Annotated in this window: 16 protein-coding genes; 5 read left to right on the forward strand and 11 right to left on the reverse strand. The window is 64.9% G+C overall.

Annotation, left to right across the window (positions count from 1 at the left end):
- Window positions 1-82: 82 nt before the first annotated feature.
- Window positions 83-1,735 carry an alpha-glucosidase gene (locus tag M2342_RS11975; RefSeq protein WP_264579251.1) on the reverse strand — a complete coding sequence of 551 codons (1,653 nt, stop codon included), beginning with the start codon at window positions 1,733-1,735 and terminating at the stop codon, window positions 83-85.
- Window positions 1,736-2,008: 273 nt separating this feature from the next.
- Between M2342_RS11975 and M2342_RS11980 the strand changes: the two genes are divergently transcribed.
- Both M2342_RS11980 and M2342_RS11985 read left to right on the forward strand, forming a co-directional pair.
- A complete protein-coding gene (locus M2342_RS11980; protein WP_264579252.1) occupies window positions 2,009-2,623 on the forward strand; it encodes a class I SAM-dependent methyltransferase in 615 nt (204 codons plus the stop codon).
- A 108-nt stretch (window positions 2,624-2,731) separates the two neighbouring features.
- Window positions 2,732-3,481, forward strand: a complete 750-nt coding sequence (locus tag M2342_RS11985) for an SDR family NAD(P)-dependent oxidoreductase (protein ID WP_264579253.1) — start codon at window positions 2,732-2,734, stop codon at window positions 3,479-3,481.
- A 27-nt stretch (window positions 3,482-3,508) separates the two neighbouring features.
- Here the strand turns inward: M2342_RS11985 and M2342_RS11990 are convergent, their stop codons facing one another.
- Window positions 3,509-4,150 carry an RBBP9/YdeN family alpha/beta hydrolase gene (locus M2342_RS11990; RefSeq protein ID WP_264579254.1) on the reverse strand — a complete coding sequence of 214 codons (642 nt, stop codon included), beginning with the start codon at window positions 4,148-4,150 and terminating at the stop codon, window positions 3,509-3,511.
- A 156-nt stretch (window positions 4,151-4,306) separates the two neighbouring features.
- Window positions 4,307-5,473, reverse strand: coding sequence for a 4-hydroxybenzoate 3-monooxygenase (gene pobA / locus M2342_RS11995; RefSeq protein WP_264579255.1), 1,167 nt, complete (start codon window positions 5,471-5,473; stop codon window positions 4,307-4,309).
- 92 nt (window positions 5,474-5,565) lie between these two features.
- Here pobA and M2342_RS12000 point away from each other — a divergent pair, with 92 nt between their 5' ends.
- Entirely contained in the window at window positions 5,566-6,450 is an 885-nt protein-coding gene (locus M2342_RS12000; RefSeq protein WP_264579256.1) for a helix-turn-helix domain-containing protein, read from the forward strand.
- Between the two features lie 10 nt (window positions 6,451-6,460).
- Here M2342_RS12000 and M2342_RS12005 read toward each other — a convergent pair whose 3' ends face one another.
- Complete coding sequence (locus M2342_RS12005) at window positions 6,461-7,510, reverse strand: aromatic ring-hydroxylating dioxygenase subunit alpha (RefSeq protein WP_264579257.1); 1,050 nt, start codon at window positions 7,508-7,510, stop codon at window positions 6,461-6,463.
- 72 nt (window positions 7,511-7,582) lie between these two features.
- On the opposite strand from M2342_RS12005, the gene M2342_RS12010 reads away from it, so the two are divergent.
- The gene (locus M2342_RS12010; RefSeq protein WP_264579258.1) at window positions 7,583-8,155 is read left to right on the forward strand and encodes a TetR/AcrR family transcriptional regulator C-terminal domain-containing protein; all 573 of its coding nucleotides are present in this window, start codon (window positions 7,583-7,585) and stop codon (window positions 8,153-8,155) included.
- Here the strand turns inward: M2342_RS12010 and M2342_RS12015 are convergent.
- From M2342_RS12015 to modA, 3 genes are read right to left on the reverse strand one after another with little or no spacing between them, the layout of a single operon-like run.
- The gene (locus M2342_RS12015; RefSeq protein WP_264579259.1) at window positions 8,152-8,874 is read right to left on the reverse strand and encodes a sulfate/molybdate ABC transporter ATP-binding protein; all 723 of its coding nucleotides are present in this window, start codon (window positions 8,872-8,874) and stop codon (window positions 8,152-8,154) included. The two genes, M2342_RS12010 and M2342_RS12015, sit on opposite strands and share 4 nt — an antisense overlap.
- Window positions 8,867-9,532 (reverse strand): molybdate ABC transporter permease subunit, encoded by a 666-nt coding sequence (modB, locus tag M2342_RS12020; protein ID WP_264579260.1) that lies wholly within the window; start codon window positions 9,530-9,532, stop codon window positions 8,867-8,869. Before modB ends, M2342_RS12015 begins: the two co-directional genes overlap by 8 nt.
- 6 nt (window positions 9,533-9,538) lie before the next feature.
- Complete coding sequence (modA, locus tag M2342_RS12025) at window positions 9,539-10,321, reverse strand: molybdate ABC transporter substrate-binding protein (protein WP_264579261.1); 783 nt, start codon at window positions 10,319-10,321, stop codon at window positions 9,539-9,541.
- A gap of 110 nt (window positions 10,322-10,431) precedes the next feature.
- Here modA and M2342_RS12030 point away from each other — a divergent pair, with 110 nt between their 5' ends.
- Entirely contained in the window at window positions 10,432-10,803 is a 372-nt protein-coding gene (locus M2342_RS12030; protein ID WP_264579262.1) for a winged helix-turn-helix domain-containing protein, read from the forward strand.
- A gap of 43 nt (window positions 10,804-10,846) precedes the next feature.
- Here M2342_RS12030 and M2342_RS12035 read toward each other — a convergent pair whose 3' ends face one another.
- From M2342_RS12035 to M2342_RS12050, 4 genes are all read right to left on the reverse strand, one after another.
- Complete coding sequence (locus tag M2342_RS12035) at window positions 10,847-13,858, reverse strand: autotransporter domain-containing protein (protein WP_264579263.1); 3,012 nt, start codon at window positions 13,856-13,858, stop codon at window positions 10,847-10,849.
- A 122-nt stretch (window positions 13,859-13,980) separates the two neighbouring features.
- Complete coding sequence (locus M2342_RS12040; protein WP_264579264.1) at window positions 13,981-14,445, reverse strand: DUF3237 domain-containing protein; 465 nt, start codon at window positions 14,443-14,445, stop codon at window positions 13,981-13,983.
- Window positions 14,442-15,734 (reverse strand): flavin-dependent oxidoreductase, encoded by a 1,293-nt coding sequence (locus tag M2342_RS12045; RefSeq protein WP_264579265.1) that lies wholly within the window; start codon window positions 15,732-15,734, stop codon window positions 14,442-14,444. Before M2342_RS12045 ends, M2342_RS12040 begins: the two co-directional genes overlap by 4 nt.
- 528 nt (window positions 15,735-16,262) lie before the next feature.
- Window positions 16,263-17,663 (reverse strand): aldehyde dehydrogenase, encoded by a 1,401-nt coding sequence (locus tag M2342_RS12050; protein WP_264579266.1) that lies wholly within the window; start codon window positions 17,661-17,663, stop codon window positions 16,263-16,265.
- Between the last annotated feature and the right edge of the window lie 259 nt (window positions 17,664-17,922).

Consider the following 17,922-nt stretch of genomic DNA (forward strand, 5'->3'; position numbering starts at 1 on the left):
GCCGTTTTCGTGCTGCAGCGATACCGGATTGCCCCGGCTGACGGACAAGCGATCTCCCCCTGACCAACCGAAGCGCAGGCGATCAGGGCTCCAGAACGCAGCCCGAATAGCCCGGCAGATCGCCCTTTGCCGCGCCGCCGACCTGCATCAACGGCGCCGCCAGACCGAGCCGCTTGGGCCAAGGCGCAGGCTCAGCCCCCAGATTGAACAGGCAAAGCCGGCGCTCTTCGCCAAAGCGCCGCTCGAAGAGCAGCACCTGCTCATCGACCTGCAGAAAGCGGATGGCGCCCCAGCGCAAAGCGGGCTGCCCCTTGCGGAAGGCGAACAGCGCGCGGGTGAGATGGAGCAACGATCCCTCCTCTGCCTCCTGCTTGTCGACAGCCAGGGCCGGATGGTCAGCCCCCACCGGCAGCCACGGCTTCACGCTTGAAAAGCCGGCATGAGGCGCGTCCCCTTTCCATGGTATCGGCGTGCGGGCGCCGTCGCGGCTGAGGGTCAGCGGCCAGTTGGCGATGGCCTCGGGATCCTGCAAATCCTCGAACGGCACATCCACCTGCGTCAGCCCGAGTTCCTCGCCCTGATAGAGGAAGATGTTGCCGCGCAGGCAGGTGAGCAGCAGCATCTTCATCGCGGCGAATCGCGCTCGCATCTCGGGCTCAGCGCCGTCAGACAGCCAGCGGGTGACGGCGCGGGGCGCGTCATGGTTCTCGAATGCCCAGCTCGGCCAGCCCATGCCGGCGCGGTCCGGCCACTGGCCGATCGCATCCGCCACCACGCGCGGGGTCAGCGCGTCGGCATAGAGAAAATCGAAGCCGTAGCTGGTGTTCAGCCGGTTCTCGCCGCTGGTGTAGAGCTTCATCTCGCGCAGGGCCTCGTCCCCACCGATCTCGGCAACCGTGAACCGGTCATCATAGCTGTCCATCAGCGCGCGGACCCGCTCGATGAAGCGCGGAATATGGCGGTGCCCCTGATTGTAGCGGCGCTCCTGATAATCGAACGGCCGCGTGCGCTGCCCGGCCTGGTTCGGGTGCGGCGGATTGGGGCGCAGGCGCGGATCGTGCATCAGGAAGTTGAGCGCATCGAGCCGGAAGCCGTCCACCCCGCGGTCCAGCCAGAAGCGCGAAACATCGAGCAAGGCCTGCTGCACTCGCGGATGATGCCCGTTGAGCTGCGGCTGCTCGCGCAGGAAATTGTGGAAATAATATTGCCGCCGCCGGGCATCCCACGTCCAGGCAGGGCCGCCGAACACGCTCTGCCAGTTGGAAGGCGGCGAGCCGTCCGCCTTAGGGTCCGCCCAGACGTACCACCCGGCATGGTCGCCCTGCCGATCGGATCGGCTGGCCTGGAACCAGGGGTGCTGATCGGAGGTATGGGCAAAGACCTGATCGATGATCAGCCGCAGTCCCAGCTCGTGGGCGCGGGCCAGCAGGGAGTCAAAATCGGCGAGGGTGCCGAAGATCGGGTCGACATCGCAATAATCGGCGACGTCATACCCGAAGTCCCGCATCGGCGAGGTGAAGAAGGGCGAGAGCCAGATCGCGTCCACGCCCAGGCTGGCGACATGATCCAGACGCGCGGTGATCCCCGGTAGATCACCGACGCCGTCATCATTGGAATCGGCGAAGCTGCGCGGATAGATCTGGTAGATCGTCGCGCCCTGCCACCAGGGCAGCGTGTTGGGCGCGCGCTGGCTGACGGGAAGGCTGGTGGCGGCAGGCTGGTGATTCTCGCTCATCCGCGCCAAACTGCATGGGAAGTTGGGCGCTGGCAATTGCGTCGGGTAGCCATCAGCCTGCAAGCCACCCGGAACGAGGGACGAATGCGAACAAGAGCCGGGATTTGCGCGAAAAAGCAGCGCTATGCGACCGAAGCGGACGCCCGCGCGGTGGCGCTCCGCGCAGCGATTACGCTCCGCCCCTATCGCTGCGCCCTCTGCCGCCAATATCACCTCACCAGCCGAACGAAGGGGATGCGAGTGCTGAAAAAATTGACCTAAGCGGCGTTGCGCTTGATTGTCTGGACGTTACACTCGATCTTTAAATCAGGCCGCTTCGTCGGAAAAGAGAACATCATGCTAATCAGCGAGTCCTATCGCGAGCTAAATAAAGATGTTCACGCTGGCGGTCGCTACGGTCAGAATGGCGATAAATGGCTCGATCAAGTGGAAGATCTCATCCAGCGATATCTCCCTGCATCCATTCTGGACTATGGTTGCGGCCAAGGCGCGCTCGGTAAGGCACTTGAGCGGCCAATTTTCGAATACGACCCCGCAATCGAAGGTAAAGATACGCTTCCTAAACCTGCGGATCTGGTCATTTGCACTGACGTGATAGAGCATATCGAGCCGGAGTTAATCGACGAGGTTCTTGCGCATCTTCATTCCCTTACGAAGAAGGCGATCTTCATCGTCATCGCGACCCGTGCGGCAAATAAAATCCTCGCTGACGGAAGAAATGCTCATTTGATCGTTGAACCGTGGCCTTGGTGGGAAAAGAAGATAGCTCTCCGGTTCAGCGTGGTGGATAAGGTGATTGATCCTATGCAGGCGGTCGTGATCCTCGAACCTTTAGGCAGACTCGAATCTCTCTGCAGACGCGGTCTGGCAACGCTGCGAAAACGGTGAGATCAACCGTCGTCTGCAGCTCTGCTACCGACTGCGCGGTCTGCGCCTTTCTCATTTTGTAGGCGGCCTTCTGATTTGAAGCAGTCAATCCATCAACGGGAGAGAGCGATGCGGTTTCAGGACAAGGTTGTGCTCGTCATTGGCGGCAACAGCGGGATCGGGCGTGCCGCCGCGCAAGGATTTGCTGCCGAGGGCGCGCGTGTGTTCCTCACTGGGCGGTCGCAGGCGACCATCGATGAGACCGTGGCGGCGATTCCCGGCGCGCAGGGCTTCCAGGCGGATATCGCGCAGATCGACAGCAACGATGCCGTGCTGGATGCCATCCGCGCAGCGCATGGGCGGATCAACATATTGTTCGTGAATGCCGGGATCGGCGCTTTCGCTCCCGTGGAGGAGGTGACCCCAGCGCAGTGGGACGAGGTGCATGACGTCAATCTGCGCGGTTGCTTCTTTGCCGTTCAGAAGGCCCTGCCACTGATGGGGCAGACACCCGGCGGCGCCATCGTCATCACCGGCTCGATCGGATCGGTTGCAGCAGTGCCCGGCAACGCCATGTATGCGGCGGCGAAGGCGGGGCTGCGCGCGGTGGCGCGTACGCTCGCTGCTGAGCTGATCGGGCGGGGCATTCGCGTCAACATGGTCAGCCCCGGTCCCACCGAAACGCCGATCATCAACCGCTCCGGCCTGCCACCCGAGGCCGTGGCGGGCATGCGCGCGATGATGACCGACGCCATCCCGATGAAGCGTATGGGCACGCCAGAGGAGATTGCGCGCCCGGTGCTGTTCCTCGCCTCGGACGAAGCCAGCTTCATCACCGGCATCGACCTGTATGTGGACGGCGGCTGCGTCGAGCTTTAGCCTCGGGAGTCGGGCCTTCGAGCAGGATCAGGCCGAGAGATCGACGCTTGCGCTTTCCATCGGCCAGACTGAAGCGGCTGTTCCCTGCCTATCTTTGCGCCCTGCCCCGTGGAGCCGGGCGAGAAGAAAACGCCCGAACCCCCAACTGCCCAGGCCCGACGCCGCGTTGATATGGCCGACTGCGCCGGCATCGGCAAAACGGCTGCCCCAGAACTGGGCGAGACGCCTTGCCCGGTGGTATTGGATGTACGGATCATCACGGCTCGCCACCAAAATCGAGGGGAAAGGCAATGGAGCGCGCGAGGCTGGGGCGAACGGCTCCAGCCGCTCATCCAGCGGTGCCAAATCCAGTTCGGGCGGCGCAACAAGCAGCGCGCCGACAACCGGATAACCGAAGTCCGGCCGCTCCATCGCAGCCCAGGCAGCGACGGCGTGGCACCCCAGACTGTGCGCCGTCAGAATGACCGGCCGGCCCGCGCTGCGGATCGCCAGATTGAGCTTGCTCACCCAATGCGTGCGGTTGGGCCGCGCCCAATTGCCGAGGTCGGCACGGACGCAATCGTCAATCTCACGCTCCCAAATGCTCTGCCAATGGGCGGGGCCGCTGCCGTCCAATCCCGGCACGGTGAGGACCAGCGGGGGCGACAATGTGGATGTGACATGATCCATGATCAAAACTCCTGTTCTCAGGGCAGATCAGTCGGCTCGGTCTACGTCCCGATCGTCTCGCGGTATAATGTCTAACGTTTAAGTTGACAATATGATTGCGGTGGAGCGTGCGCTGATGCGGCCACGTGGTTCCCCCATGAACGATGCCGTTACCGATTAAACCGGCAGTCCCACATAATTCTCGGCGATGCTGGTCTGCGCGGCGATGCTGCCGGCGATATAGTCCAGTTCGGCAACCTGCATGGCGCGCTCGAAGGGGCCGTCTTCGGGGAAGCGGTGCATGAGGCGCGTCAGCGACCAGCTGAACCGTTCGGCCTTCCAGACGCGGGCCAGGGCCTTGTCCGAATAGCCGGCGACGGCATCGGCATCGCCCCGCTTGAAGAAGGCGGTGAGCGCCGCGGCAGCATAATGCACGTCGCTAGCGGCAAGGTTGAGGCCCTTGGCGCCGGTGGGCGGCACGATATGGGCGCTGTCGCCGCAGAGCAGCAGGCTGCCATGGCGCATCGGGGCGAAGACGAAGGAGCGCAACGGCGCGATGGACTTCTCCAGCGCCGGGCCACGGGTGATGTGCGCGGCGGCATCCGGCCCGAGGCGGATCGCCAGTTCGTCCCACACGCGCTCATCCGGCCAGTCCTCGATCTTCTCGGTCAGCGGCACGTCGACATAATAGCGGCTGCGCGTCTCGCTGCGCATGGAGGCCAGCGCGAAGCCACGCTCGTGATTGGCGTAGATCAGCTCGTGATTGCAGGGCGGCACATCGGCGAGGATGCCGAGCCAGCCGAAGGGATATTCCCGCTCATAGGACTGGCCCGCGCTGGCCGGGATCGCCTGACGGCTGGGGCCATGATAGCCATCGCAACCGACGATGATGCGCGCATCCACGCGGTGTTCGCGCCCATCCTTGCTGTAGGTGACATAGGGCGTGTCGCTCTCGATCTCGTGCAGGGCGACATCGGCAGCACCATAGACGACCTCCAGCCCGCGCTCGTCACAGGCATCCATGAGATCCTTGGTCAGTTCGGTCTGGCCATAGACGACGACATGGCCGCCGGTGAGCTTGGCGATATCGATGCGAATCAGCCGCTCGCCATCGGCCAGGTTGAAGCCATCGTGCACCAGACCCTCGGCCTTCAGCCGCGCATCAAGGCCAAGGCGTTCCATCAGCTCGACGGTGACGCGCTCCAGCACGCCGGCACGGATGCGGCCGAGCACATAATCGGGCGTCTGGCGCTCCAGCACGATACAATCGATGCCCTCAGCCCGCAGCAGATGCCCTAGCAGCAGACCCGCCGGCCCAGCGCCAATGATGCACACCTGTGTCATTCCATCCTCCTCGCAGACTCTTGGCCGCATATCCGCATGACGGCGCGCATTTGGGAAGGGACAGTTGCGACAAGCTCTGGTATTTTCCGGACATGACTTCCCTCCCCCATCCTCCACACCATTCCCGCGAAGCGATCATCCCAGCTTACGATCTCTATGGCGAGGACAAGGCGGCACGGCGCGAGGACTTTTTCCACGCCGAGACGATTGCCGTGCGCAGCCGGCGCTATGACTGGGAAATCGCGCCCCACACCCATGCGTCGCTCACGCAGATGCTGTGTGTGGCACGGGGCGAGGTGCGGCTGCATCTTGCGGGGGAGGATCGGCGGGAGGCCGGTCCTTTGCTGGTCTGCGCGCCGAGCGGAATTGTGCATGGCTTCGGCTTCTCGCCCGATGTCGAGGGATTTGTCGTGACGGCCTCACAGGATTTTGTGGACAGTCTCACCCGGCAGGATGCGCTGGGGCAACATCTCCGGACGTCGGCGATCCTGCGACCGGACGCAGCGCTGACCGCGCGTCTGGAAGCTTTGGGCACCGCTCTGGTCGAGGCCGAGCAGGACCGGTTCGCACCCAATGGCCAGCGGCTGCATCATGCGCTTGCCGAAGCCTGGCTACGCACGACCCTTGCTGCCGGCGCGCCGCTAGATGCCGCGCGGTCTACCCTAGCCGAGCGGTTTCGCGTGATGGTCGAGGCGACTTATCGCGAGCATCGACCGATCGAGCATTATGCGCAGCGGCTGCATTGCACGGTCCGCACGCTCTCGCGCCAGACACAGGCCAGCTTCGGCATGACGCCGCTGCAGATCATCAACCGCCGGCTGCTGTTTGAGGCGCGGCGGTTGCTGCGCTTCACCAATGCCGGCTGCTACGAGGTGGCGGCGGAGCTTGGTTTTGACGACCCATCCTACTTCTCGCGCTTCTACAAGCGGATGACCGGACGGGCACCAGGCCTGGAGAAACGGCGTGAGAACGTGTGAGACGTACCGGTCAGGCGGCCGCCCGCTCCGCCCCGCTCTCCTGTCGCGCCAGCTTCTCGACCAGACGATTGAACAGGGTCACGCCGCGATCGTGCACGGTGGGCATCACCTGCACCTCTTCCGTATCATCGATCACGCGCTGCTGGGCCTCGATCATCACCTTGTCCTCGGCGAAGGCCTGATCGGCCATGCGCATCAGAACATCGCGCAGCGCCTCATCCCCATGGCTGCGATGCGGCCCCCAGGAGAAGAAATAGCGCGCGCTCTTGTCGCGCATGGGCGTCACCGCCTGGCTGGTGAAGGTGACGCCGCTCACCGCCTGAGAGAGCTCCGGCTGGCCATAGTCGCAAGCCTTCGCGGTGCCGAGCGGGAAGACACCGCCGGTCATCAACAGGATGCCGGGAATGAGGAAATCATAGCTCATGAAACTGTCCATCGGTTCGGGGCTGCGGCGCGAGGCCGATCCGATGGCGTTCTCCGTCCAGCGCTCATAGCGGATTCCCCGCTCCAGCGGCGTTATGCGCGCCGGCGTCTCGGCAAATTGCGGCCCGGAGCCGAAGCTCTCTGCATGGACGAAGGTCAAATGGCTGAAATCGAGCAGATTGTCGTTGATGAGCCGCGCTTCCGCCGCATAATCGAGATAGCCGTGGCCGAGGATGTAATCGGGATGGTCCAGCCCCACGGCGGGCGGAATCAGGCGCTCATCGGCCGCGTCGACATCACCCATCCAGACCCACAGCCAGCTATGCCGATCCACCACGGCATAGCGGCGCACGCGGGCCTGCGGCGGGATCTGCGCCTGGCCGGGGATCTCGACGACCTGCCCGTCTGCATCGAACAGCAGGCCATGATACATGCAGCGCAGCCGCTCCCCTTCACAGCGGCCCAGCGAAAGCGGCGCGAGGCGGTGCACACAACGATCTTCCAATGCGTGGAGCGCGCCGGACGCCGTGCGCCAGATGACGATCCGCTCGCCGAGGATCGAGATGGCAAAGGGTTTCTCCACCTCCAGTTCATGCGACCATCCCGCGACATACCAGGCATTGCGAACATAGGCCATGACAGGCGCCTCTCCAGCTTCATCCACTGCACGCAAATTGACTTAACGGTGTTAAGGAGTCAATGATCCTCTATGGCTTCCCCCATCTCCGTCCCGCTGGATATCGAGCGCTTGCTGCAGGCGGCATTCGCGCAGCTGGAGGCGGAGGGGCTGGACGCGCTGAGCATGCGCAAGCTGGCCGCGCGCCTCAATGTGCAAGCCCCGGCGATCTATTGGCACGTCAAGGACAAGGCCGAGTTGCTGGGGCTGATGGCCCGCCGCATTCATGGCCGGGCTTATGCGGACGTTACCCACGCCGAGGATTGGCGCGACTGGCTGCGGCGGTTCGGGCGGGCACTGCGGCGCAGCTTCCTTGCCCATCGCGATGGCGCGCTGCTCTGTGCAGTGTCTCGCCCGCCGGCGGAGGCCGATCCCCTTGTCCATGCCCAGCGCATCGCCGCTCCGCTGGTGGCGCTGGGGCTGCATCAGCAGGACGCCTTGGCCCGTCAGGCCTCGGTCATCTCCTTCGTGCTGGGTTGGTCCGCCTTCGAGGCGAACGGGCCGATGCATAGCTTCCTCGACAATATGCTCGATTTCGAGGGGAGCTTCGAGCCGGGGCTGGACGCTCTGGTGGCGGGCTTCCCGGAGGTTGCGAGCGAGGCTTAGCCCGCCAGCCAGCGCGACAACCGGCTCCCGGCATCGTTCACGAGGGCGCGCGAATCGCCCTGCTCCACGATCCGGCCATCCAGCACCAGCGCAATCTCGTCAGCCGCATCGGCGGCATCGCGCACATCATGGGAGACGAGAATGATGGGGATATCCGAGCCAGCGCGCAATTCGACCAGCAGGCGATGGAGCGCGCGGCGGGTCGGGTGATCCACAGCCGAGAAAGGCTCATCGAGCAGCAGCACCTGCGGATCGCGCGCGAGCGCCCGGGCCAGCGCGACGCGCTGCTGCTGTCCGCCGGAAAGTTCACGAGGCCGCCGGTCCTCAAGCCCTTCGAGATGGACCTGCGCCAACAGCGCATCCGCCCGCCCCTGCCGCTGCGTCGCCGGGATATCCAGCAAGGCTTCCATCACATTCTGCCGCGCGCTCATGTGAGGAAACAGGGCGTAGGATTGGAACACGAAGCCGACATGCCGGTCCCGCGCGCCCACATGGATGTCGGCCTGCGAGTCCAGCCAGCATTGGCCGTTGACACTGATCCGCCCGGTAGCAGGCGTCAGCAACCCCGCAATCGCGCGCAGGATAGAGGTTTTCCCCGCGCCCGAAGGACCGACGAGCGCCAAGGTCCGTCCACGCGCCAGAGTGAGTGCCACGTCCAGCGCGATGGGCGCATGATGGCGCAGATGCAGGGTCACGCCCTCGCCGCCCGCCTCAGCCATGTCGGCGCCCCCTCTGCCCCAGGAGGAAGACAAGGCTGACCGCCACCAGCGAGACGGCCATCAGCAGCAGCGCCATCTCATTGGCCGAGACCATGTCGAACGCCTGCACGCGATCATAGAGCGAGAGCGCCAGCGTGCGCGTCTTGCCCGGAATCGACCCGCCGACCATCAGCACGACGCCAAACTCGCCCAGGGTATGAGCGAAGGTCAGCACCGCCCCGGTGAGGATGCCCGGCCAGGCGAGCGGCAGTTCGATCCGCCAGAGGCTGCGCCAGAGCGAATGGCCGCAGGTCGCCGCGGCATCGCGCAGATCGGCATCGATGCTCTCGAACGCCCGCTGCACGGGCTGAACCGCAAAGGGGAGATTGACCAGCACTGATGCGAGCAGGATCGCCTCGAAGCTGAAGGCCAGCCCACTGCCGAACAGCGCGCTCCAAACGCGCCCCGCCCAGCTTTGCGGCCCCATGGCGGAGAGCAGGTAAAAGCCGATCACCGTCGGTGGCAGGACCAGCGGCAACGTCACCAGCGCCTCGATCACCGCCCGGCCGCTAAAGCGCGCCAGCGCCAGCCAGCGCCCGAGCACCAGCGCCAGCGGCAGCAGGATCGCGACGGTGAGCGCCCCGAGCAGGAGCGAGAGATTAAGCGCTTGCCAGTCCATCGCCGGTCAGAGTTCTCCGGCCGGCAGGGTAAAGCCGTATTTGGCAAAGATCGCCTTGGCAGCAGGCTCGGCCAGATACGCATAGAAGCGCTCGGCCACCGGCCCCGCCGTCTTCATCAGCACCATGCGCTGGCGCAGCGGGGTGTGCCAGTCAGCGGGGATCAGCACATAGGCCGCCTTGCCCTTCAAGGCGGGATCGAGCACCAGCGAATGCGCAACGATGCCGCCCTGCGCCCCGCCTTCCGTGGCGAACTGCAGCGCCTGCGACACATTTTCCCCCAGCACGAGCTTATCCTGAAGCGGCTTCCACAGGCCGGCATGATCCAGCGCCTCCTGCGCGCGGCGACCATAAGGCGCATGTTCGGGATTGGCGATGGCAAAGCGGCTGATGTCCCCGAGCGCCAGCGCCTCACGCAGACCCGCAAGCTGGGAATCGAGCCTGAGCGGCGATCCCTTGGGCGCGATCAGCGCCAGGCGCCCGATGGCGTAGAGCCGGCCTTCATCGCGGGTTTTGCCGGCCTTGGCGAGTTGCGTCACGTAGCTTTCATCGGCGGAAAGGAAGAGTTCGAACGGCGCGCCCTGCTGCAATTGCCGCGTGAGATTACCCGAGGCACCGAAGTTGAGCACGATCTTCTCACCTGTCTCCTTTTCGAACGCCGCCGCCGCATCGGTCAGCGCGAGGCGTAGGTCGGCAGCAGCCGCGATCTGCGGCGCCGGCTCGGACTTGCCGCACGCGACCAGCGCCAGCAGGCCGAGCAGCACGGCGCAACGGCGCAGCAGATGAGTCATGAGAGGTCCGCCCTTCGATCGATGTATGACATTGCACACATCGACGTCTGTGGGGCGCTGTGTCAAGTGTCCTGCATGCGCAAGAGGCGCGCGTAGGAGGTCGGCAAGGCGTGAGTGAGGACGGCGGAACGACGCTGAAGATCAAGGCGCAGGTGATCGCTGATGGTGTGATCGCCATCGGGCCGGGCAAGGCGCAGCTCCTCGCGGAGATTGCGCGAACAGGGTCAATCGCGGCGGCAGGCCGGGCGATCGGAACCAGCTATCGCCGCACCCGCGACATGGTCGATATTCTCAACACGGGATGGGGCGCCCCGCTAATCGAAACCGCCAAGGGCGGCGCCAGCGGGGGCGGATCGCGCCTCACCGATCACGGCCGGGCGGTCTTGGAAGCCTATCGGCAGCTCGAAACCGCAGTGCAGGCGGCCGGAATGGCCCATTCGCAATACCTCATCGATCTGATGAACGGCCCCGCGAGGAGATGAACCGGGCGCAGCAAGATGCCGCGCCCGATCCTTTGTCTGGTCTTCAGAAGCTGGCGGCCAGCACGGCGCGCGCGGCGTGGGACTGGCCCTGGTCGGCAATGCTGCCGGTGTAGGTGACGCCCAGGCTCAGGTTGCGCGTGGCCGACCAGCGGATGCCCGCATCGACCAGCGCCGCATTGCGTGCGAGCGGCACGCCCTCGATGCGGAAGTCCGCTCCCCCCGCCACGAAGGCGAGATCGGACGTAACCGACCGGCCGGTCAGAGCATGTTGCCAGCCCAGCTTCGCACCGATGCTCACCGGCGATCCGACATTGAGCGGAACGCTGGCCTTGAGGCCGAGCGTGGCCCAGGCGCGGCGACGCTCCTTCTCTTCACCGGTCAGCGCGAGCGAACCACCTGCCTCGGTGAACGCATCGTTCTTCAGCCAGATTGCATTCACGCCAACGAACGGCTCGACCGTGCCGATGCCGAGCGGAACCGCCGTGCCGGCTTCACCGAAGGCCTGGATCGCGCGGCCGCCATAATTGGCGGTCAGCGTCTGGGCGATATCGCCAACCACAGCAGTACGACGCGTCTTGAAGTCGTAGTCGCTATAGCTTGCGCCGGCCCGCAGGGCAAGGCGGCCGACGTCGCCGCCGGCATAGATCGCGCCGCTGACGGTTTCGGTATCCGCTTGGGACTGGCGCGCGCCGATCGAGGTATCGCCATTCGCATAGCCGCCGGCCACGCCGATGCGCAGGGCGCCCATCTGCGTCTCCAGCCCGACCTGGAAGCCATAGGCATCGCTCGAAACGTCCGCCACGTTGCGGTTGCCATCGAGCTGGTTCCAGGAGCGGTGAACATCCGTCCACAGGGTCAGGCCTTCTCCGGCAGGCGCCGCCATGCGGGAGAGCAGCGCGCGCCGCATCTCGTCCGCCTGCTGCGCGACCACGGTCAGCGTGGAGGCATGGACCTCGCCCGAGAGGCTGTCGAACGCCGCCTGGGCACCCTGCGCCGACTCGCCGACCAGTTCCAGATAGACCGGGGTCGCGGCGGAGAAGCTGGTGCCGAGGGCCACCGCGGTGGCCCGCTGGTTGGCCGTCACGGCGACATCGGCGAACTGCACGTCGTTGCGGGTCAGCGTCAGCGTCACGGCATTGGCGCCATAGGTCAGGTTCGGCAGCAGGAAGGCGAGGTTGCTGGTCACATCCTCAAACTCGCCGACAACGCCGCCAGCCGCCGTGAGAATCTGGTAGCTGGTCTGCGGGCGGTAATCACCATTAGCAGCCAGCACCTGCACGGTGCCGCCTTGCAGCGTCGCGACGCCCGAGGCCACAACACGGTCGCTCGCGCCCGAGGCATCGACCTCAACCTCGAACACCGAGCCCTGCTCGAACAGAACAGTGGTGGCTGCCTGAAGCTGACCGATCGAGTTGCCGGGTGCTGCCTTGGCGTTGGTGCGCACGATGAGGCCGCCCACCGTGCCGTTGCCGCCGATCGATCCGCCGCTCTCGACGATCACGCCGGAGTTGGCGATGGAGCCATTCACGGCCAGCCGGCCCTCCTCCACGATGGTCGCGCCGGAGTAGCTGCTGGTGCCAGTGAGGTTCAACTTGCCCTCGCCCGTTTTGACGAAGCTGCCGGTGCCAGACACCGCGCCACCGAAGCTGCCATCGACAGACTGGTCCATCACCAAGGTGCCGGCGTTAAGCACATTGCCGGTGCCGATCGTCGTGCTGCTGGCCTGCAGCGTGCCGGCAGCGATCGTGGTGCCGCCGGTGTAGCTGTTCGCGCCGGTCAGCACGAGCGTGCCACTTCCGGTCTTCACGAAGCTGCCGCTGCCGGCGATTTCGCCGCCCATCGAGACGTCGTTGGCGCCCGTATCAAGGGCATTGAGGCCAGCCATAAGGGTGACGGGCACATTGACCGTGCCGTCCGCGCCGAAGCGCAGGCGACCCTGCATCAGCACCACGCCGCCAGTGCCCAGCGCATCCGCGCTGGCGATCTCGACAGTGGAGCTGTCGGTGATCACCGTGCCGCCCTCAAAAGTGTTGGTGCCGGTCAAGGCGAGCGAGCCTTGCCCGGAAACGATCAACCCGCCGACACCGGTGATGGTGCCCGCAAACGTGCCGCTATTGCCGGCCGTATTGACGAACGCCCCATTGTCGGTGATCGAAACGTCCGCCGTCACCAGATTGGCCGGATCGCTACCACCGGTCAGATCCAGCGTGCCGCCATCGAAGCTGATCGTGCTGCCGGTCGCCGCGCTGTCACCCAAGGTGAAGCTCGGCTGACTGTCATCGATGACAGGGGTGCCGCCGACTGGCGGCAGGTTGGGATCAATCTGGAAATCACCGGCGACGAAGCCAATCATCCGGTCTACCAGCGAGCGCAGAGCCGGCGTATCCGTCCAGGCAGCAGCCTGGAACGTGTTAACATCAAGATAGCTTAGCAAACGACCGGCAGGCGCATTAGCCAGCGACCCGGCGCCAAAGGCTAGACCGGTGCCAAATCCGGTCCCATTCGGGCCCGCGGTTGTGAAGAACGTTCCGGTGCCTGGACTCGTGAATGCGCCCGCCCAGGGCACAAAGAACTCCGTGGCTGCATCAGCTACGATCAACCCACTGCCGTTGAACAGATCGGTTACATACTGGTTTGTCACATCAGTGGCGTCGACCGTGACATTGCCGCCACCGGCAGCACTGATGAAGCTTGAAATGGAATTGTTCCGCAGGGCCTGACCCGGGTTTTCACCCAGAAGAAAAAGCCCGCCCGCGTTGCTCAGATAGGTCAAATAATCGGTCTGCTCGCCTCCCGAGAGCGCGGCATCGTAACGCACGTCCCATACCTGCGCGATCGGGCTGCTGCCGTTGATGTTGGCGGCGTCCTGCTGGATCGTGACCGAGTAGCCGGCCGCCTCCAGACGCTCTTTGAGGCCGTTTGATGCACTGACATTCGGGCCCGTGCTGTTCGTAACGATAATGACGTCACCCGACGACGCCATCGCGGTCGTCGACGCGGAGGCGAGCAGAAGCGCTGCTGCCCCGAAGGCAACATGGTTGAAATTCTTGAGCAAATCCCCGATTCCCTTGCTGGATTGTGGGTCCAGCCAATGGTGATCGAAGATTAACAGATATTAAAAATTCATTCGTTTCATCGCATAAGATGCGATGAGCCGTGCGAGGTGTTCAGCGCTACTCAGTCGATCCGATAAACCGAAAGCCGCACCGTCTGGCCGACCTTGCCGCCTGTCGCGACAAACAGGGCGCGGTTTACCCAGTCGTACCCCGCATGGCCGGTTTCCAGTCGAATGAAAGAGCGCATGTAATAGTCGGACGGCGGCACCTGTTCGCCGGACGCGATGCGGGCCGAGACCTCGGGCGAGGCATGGCGGATGCCGAGGCCCACGATCTCGATGACCGCGCCGTCCTGCGTTTCCATCGCATATCGGGCGTCGAGCTGCGCCACGCCGCCGGGTTGCACGGTTTGCCAGTCTGCGCCGACGTTCAGAAGCGTGCCATTGAGCAACGGTCCTGTCACCGTGCCGCCGACCACCGGGATGATCCGCCGTGTGCCAGCCGGTGTAATGCCCATCTCGTGCGGAGGATCGAGCCGGATCTCGAAATCGCAGACGTGCGAGAGGCCCGGCGCGGGCAGCGTCATGCCGCGACCTTCGCGACCAGCGCGCCCGGCTCGATCGTCGGCGGCGCGGCGTTGAGCGTATCGCGCGCGAAGCCGGCCGCCTGCTGATAGGCGAGCATGAAGGCAGAGCGCTCGGCGGCGGGCAGCACATCCTCGATGTCCTCAAACGCACCGCCGCAGCGCTCCTCGACCAGTTCCAGCAGCCCGAAGGGGCCGGAGCCGCGATTGCGCATGGCGACCTGGCCGATGGGACCGCAGAGCTTCTCGTCAAAGGCGCGCAGTGCGGCCGGCGTCACGCCATGCGCCAGCAGTTCACGGCCGATCACCCGCGCATCGACGATTGCCTGCGACGCGCCGTTTGAGCCGGTCGGGTACATGGGATGCGCGGCATCGCCCATCAGCGCGACGGGACCATCGACCCAGGTCGGCAGCGGATCGCGGTCGATCATCGGATTTTCATAGGCGACATCCGACTTGGCCAGCAGTTCCGGCAGGTTCAGCCAATCATAGACGAACCCGTCGAACTCATGCGCGAACTCGGCGAGCTCAACCGGGCGGAACCAGCCGGATTTGCGCCAGTCATGATCGGTGTCATAGGTCTTCTCGGCGATCCAGTTGATATCGGCCAGCCCCTCCTCATCGGGATGCGAGATGGGGTAGATCACCACGCGGTGCCGGCTGGTGCCAAGGCCGACGAAGGAGGAACCGGTGCGGATCGGGACGCCGCGCGCGGTGCCACGCCACATGATCGTGCCGCCCCAATGGATCGGCGGCTGATCCGGGTGCATCTGTGCGCGGACGCTGGAATGGATGCCATCTGCCCCGAACAGCAGGGTGCCATCGACCTCGACCGTGCCGCCAGCAGCGAGATCGACCAGCGCGGTCACGCCACCCTCCGCTCGCTTGCGATAGCCGGTCACCTTATGGCCGAGCTTCAGAGCCTCCGGCCCCAGCCGCTCGATCACCTTGCGGCAGAGCATCAGGTGGAAGGCGCCCCGGTGGACGGCATATTGATGCCAGTCATAGCCGGCAACCTTGCCGCGCGGCTCGGAGTAAATCTCACGGCCGTTCAGCCCGACCAGCGCCCATTCCCGCGCCGGAATGCCGATCTCGTCCAGATCCGCCTCGCTTATGCCGAGATCTTCCAGTTCGCGAATGGCATTGGGCTGGATGTTGATGCCCACACCGAGCGGCTTCAACTCGCGCACGCTCTCGAACACCGTGCAAGGCACACCGATCTGATGAAGCGTGAGCGCCAGGACGAGGCCGCCAATGCCGCCACCGGCGATCAAGACATGGTCGTGCGTCATCGAAAATATTGCCCTTTCCGTGCGGGCCTAACCCAGCCGACCCGAGCCGGCGCCTCATCTGCCCGAGGGGAGCGCTGTACCGTCGTGGGGGCGCAGTGGCAATGTGGTGGGATCAATCGTATGCCGGCTGCTGCGGGGTAGCGGCGGCCAAAAGTAGGACGCGATGGTCGGGCGGCTGAGCCCTGGGCTCCTGCCTTCTCACGAGCACTGGCTTTGACTTGTCGCGCACCCCTGCCGTGTTCCTGCGGAGGCAGGAACCCAGGGCGCAAGGGCACTGCGGCTGGGCGCTAGGCTCCTGCCTGCGCAGCAGCACTGAAGGAAGCAGGACCGGCGCGACGTTCCGCAGCACCAAGCGCGCCGTTCATATCGAGCGAAGTCGAGACACCCGGGACCTGTGCTTGCCGTGTCTCGACTTCGCTCGACACGAACGGGAATGCAACAATGGACAAACAGTACGCCCAAAACCAAAGAAGCCCGCCCCTTCCCTTCGGAAGGCGCGGGCTCTTTGGCGCTATGATCGCGCTCCGATCAGATCGGGAAGTGGCCCGGCTGGGTTTCCACAGTTACCCAGCGCAGCTCGGTGAAGCTGTCGATGCCGGCCTTGCCGCCGAAGCGGCCATAGCCCGAACCCTTGACGCCGCCGAAGGGCATCTGGGCTTCGTCATGCACGGTCGGGCCGTTGACATGGCAAATGCCGGACTGAATGCGCCGCGCGATGCCGAGGCCCTTGGCGATATCCTTGGTGAACACCGACGCCGAGAGGCCATATTCGGTGTCGTTGGCCAGTTCGACTGCATGCTCGGCATCTCGGGCGCGAATGATGCCGACGACCGGCCCGAAGCTCTCATCGCGGAACAGCTTCATGTCCTGCGTCACCTTGTCGATGACATGGGCGGGCATCAGCACATTGTGCGTCGTCTCGCCGCCGGTGAGCTGGGTCGCGCCCTTGGCCAGCGCGTCCTCGATCAGGCTCTGGCAGTGCGCCACGGTCTTGGCGTCCACCACCGCGCCGAGCGGGGTGTTGCCCTGACGGGGATCGCCCACGGGCATGGAGGCGACCTTCTCCTTGAACTTGGCGGCGAAGGCGTCGGCAACAGCATCGACCACGATGATCCGCTCGGTCGACATGCAGATCTGCCCCTGATTCATGAACGCGCCGAAGGCCGCGGCCTTCACCGCTTCATCGAGATCGGCATCTTCCAGAATGACCAGCGGTGCCTTGCCGCCCAGCTCGAGCAGAACGGGCTTCAAGTGCTCGGCAGCGCGCTTGGCGATGATCTTGCCGACGGCGGTCGAGCCAGTGAAATTGATGCGGCGAACCTGCGGCGCATCGATGAGCGCGCCGACGACATCCGCGGCGTCTTCCGGCGCGTTGGTGACGACGTTCACCACGCCCTCGGGGAAGCCGGCCTCGGCAAACGCCTCGATGATCAGCGCGTGCGTACGCGGGCAGGATTCCGATGCCTTGAGGATGACGCTGTTACCACAGGCGAGCGGCACGGCGATGGCGCGCACGCCGAGGATGATCGGCGCATTCCACGGCGCGATGCCGAGGATGACGCCCACCGGCTCGCGCAGCGCCATGGAGAGGCAGCCGGGCTTGTCCGAGGGGATGACCTCGCCATTGATCTGGGTGGTGAGCGCGGCAGCCTCACGGATCATGCTCGCAGCCAGGCCGAGATTGAACATCGCCCAGCCCGCCGTCGCACCGATCTCGCCCATCATCGCTTCGACGAAGGCATCCTTCTTGGATTCCAGCGCGGCGGCGGCTTTCATCAGCACAGCGCGGCGCGCATTCGGCCCCATGACCGACCAGCTCTGGAAGCCCTCTGCGGCCTTGGCGGCGATCGGCGCGATATCGGCGGCCTTCATCGCCGTCGCCGAGGATGCGACCTCGCCCGTCATCGGATTGTTGCGGCTAAACTCCATGGCGTTCCTCCAGTTCTCTCTCTCAAGACCAGTGTCGCGCACTCGCATGAGGCCGGATCGCAATGATCAGACCAAATGCGTGCGGCGGCGCGGCTCCCCTCTGCCTTGCGGAACCGCCGGATGCAATTGTCTTGCGCGCCCCAAGCTCGACTTGCGCCCAGAAATGAAGGAACAGGGGTCGATGCTCGCGCGTTGTGGCGCATAACTGGGAATAGACGGCGGGTTCGAGACGTGCAGGCATCCGAAGACCTCAGGGCAG

Source organism: Sphingobium sp. B8D3A (genome assembly GCF_025961995.1).
Classification (GTDB): Bacteria; Pseudomonadota; Alphaproteobacteria; order Sphingomonadales; family Sphingomonadaceae; genus Sphingobium.

Coding starts and splice junctions, on each gene's coding strand:
- modB (WP_264579260.1), bottom strand. CDS start 9,532: ATGGACTGGCAAGCGCTTAATCTCTCGCTCCTGCTCGGGGCGCTCACC.
- M2342_RS12005 (WP_264579257.1), bottom strand. CDS start 7,510: ATGGCCTATGTTCGCAATGCCTGGTATGTCGCGGGATGGTCGCATGAA.
- M2342_RS11990 (WP_264579254.1), bottom strand. CDS start 4,150: ATGGATCATGTCACATCCACATTGTCGCCCCCGCTGGTCCTCACCGTG.
- M2342_RS12050 (WP_264579266.1), bottom strand. CDS start 17,663: ATGGAGTTTAGCCGCAACAATCCGATGACGGGCGAGGTCGCATCCTCG.
- M2342_RS11985 (WP_264579253.1), top strand. CDS start 2,732: ATGCGGTTTCAGGACAAGGTTGTGCTCGTCATTGGCGGCAACAGCGGG.
- M2342_RS12015 (WP_264579259.1), bottom strand. CDS start 8,874: ATGGCTGAGGCGGGCGGCGAGGGCGTGACCCTGCATCTGCGCCATCAT.
- M2342_RS12000 (WP_264579256.1), top strand. CDS start 5,566: ATGACTTCCCTCCCCCATCCTCCACACCATTCCCGCGAAGCGATCATC.
- M2342_RS12045 (WP_264579265.1), bottom strand. CDS start 15,734: ATGACGCACGACCATGTCTTGATCGCCGGTGGCGGCATTGGCGGCCTC.
- pobA (WP_264579255.1), bottom strand. CDS start 5,473: ATGACACAGGTGTGCATCATTGGCGCTGGGCCGGCGGGTCTGCTGCTA.
- M2342_RS12010 (WP_264579258.1), top strand. CDS start 7,583: ATGGCTTCCCCCATCTCCGTCCCGCTGGATATCGAGCGCTTGCTGCAG.
- modA (WP_264579261.1), bottom strand. CDS start 10,321: ATGACTCATCTGCTGCGCCGTTGCGCCGTGCTGCTCGGCCTGCTGGCG.
- M2342_RS12040 (WP_264579264.1), bottom strand. CDS start 14,445: ATGACGCTGCCCGCGCCGGGCCTCTCGCACGTCTGCGATTTCGAGATC.
- M2342_RS11975 (WP_264579251.1), bottom strand. CDS start 1,735: ATGAGCGAGAATCACCAGCCTGCCGCCACCAGCCTTCCCGTCAGCCAG.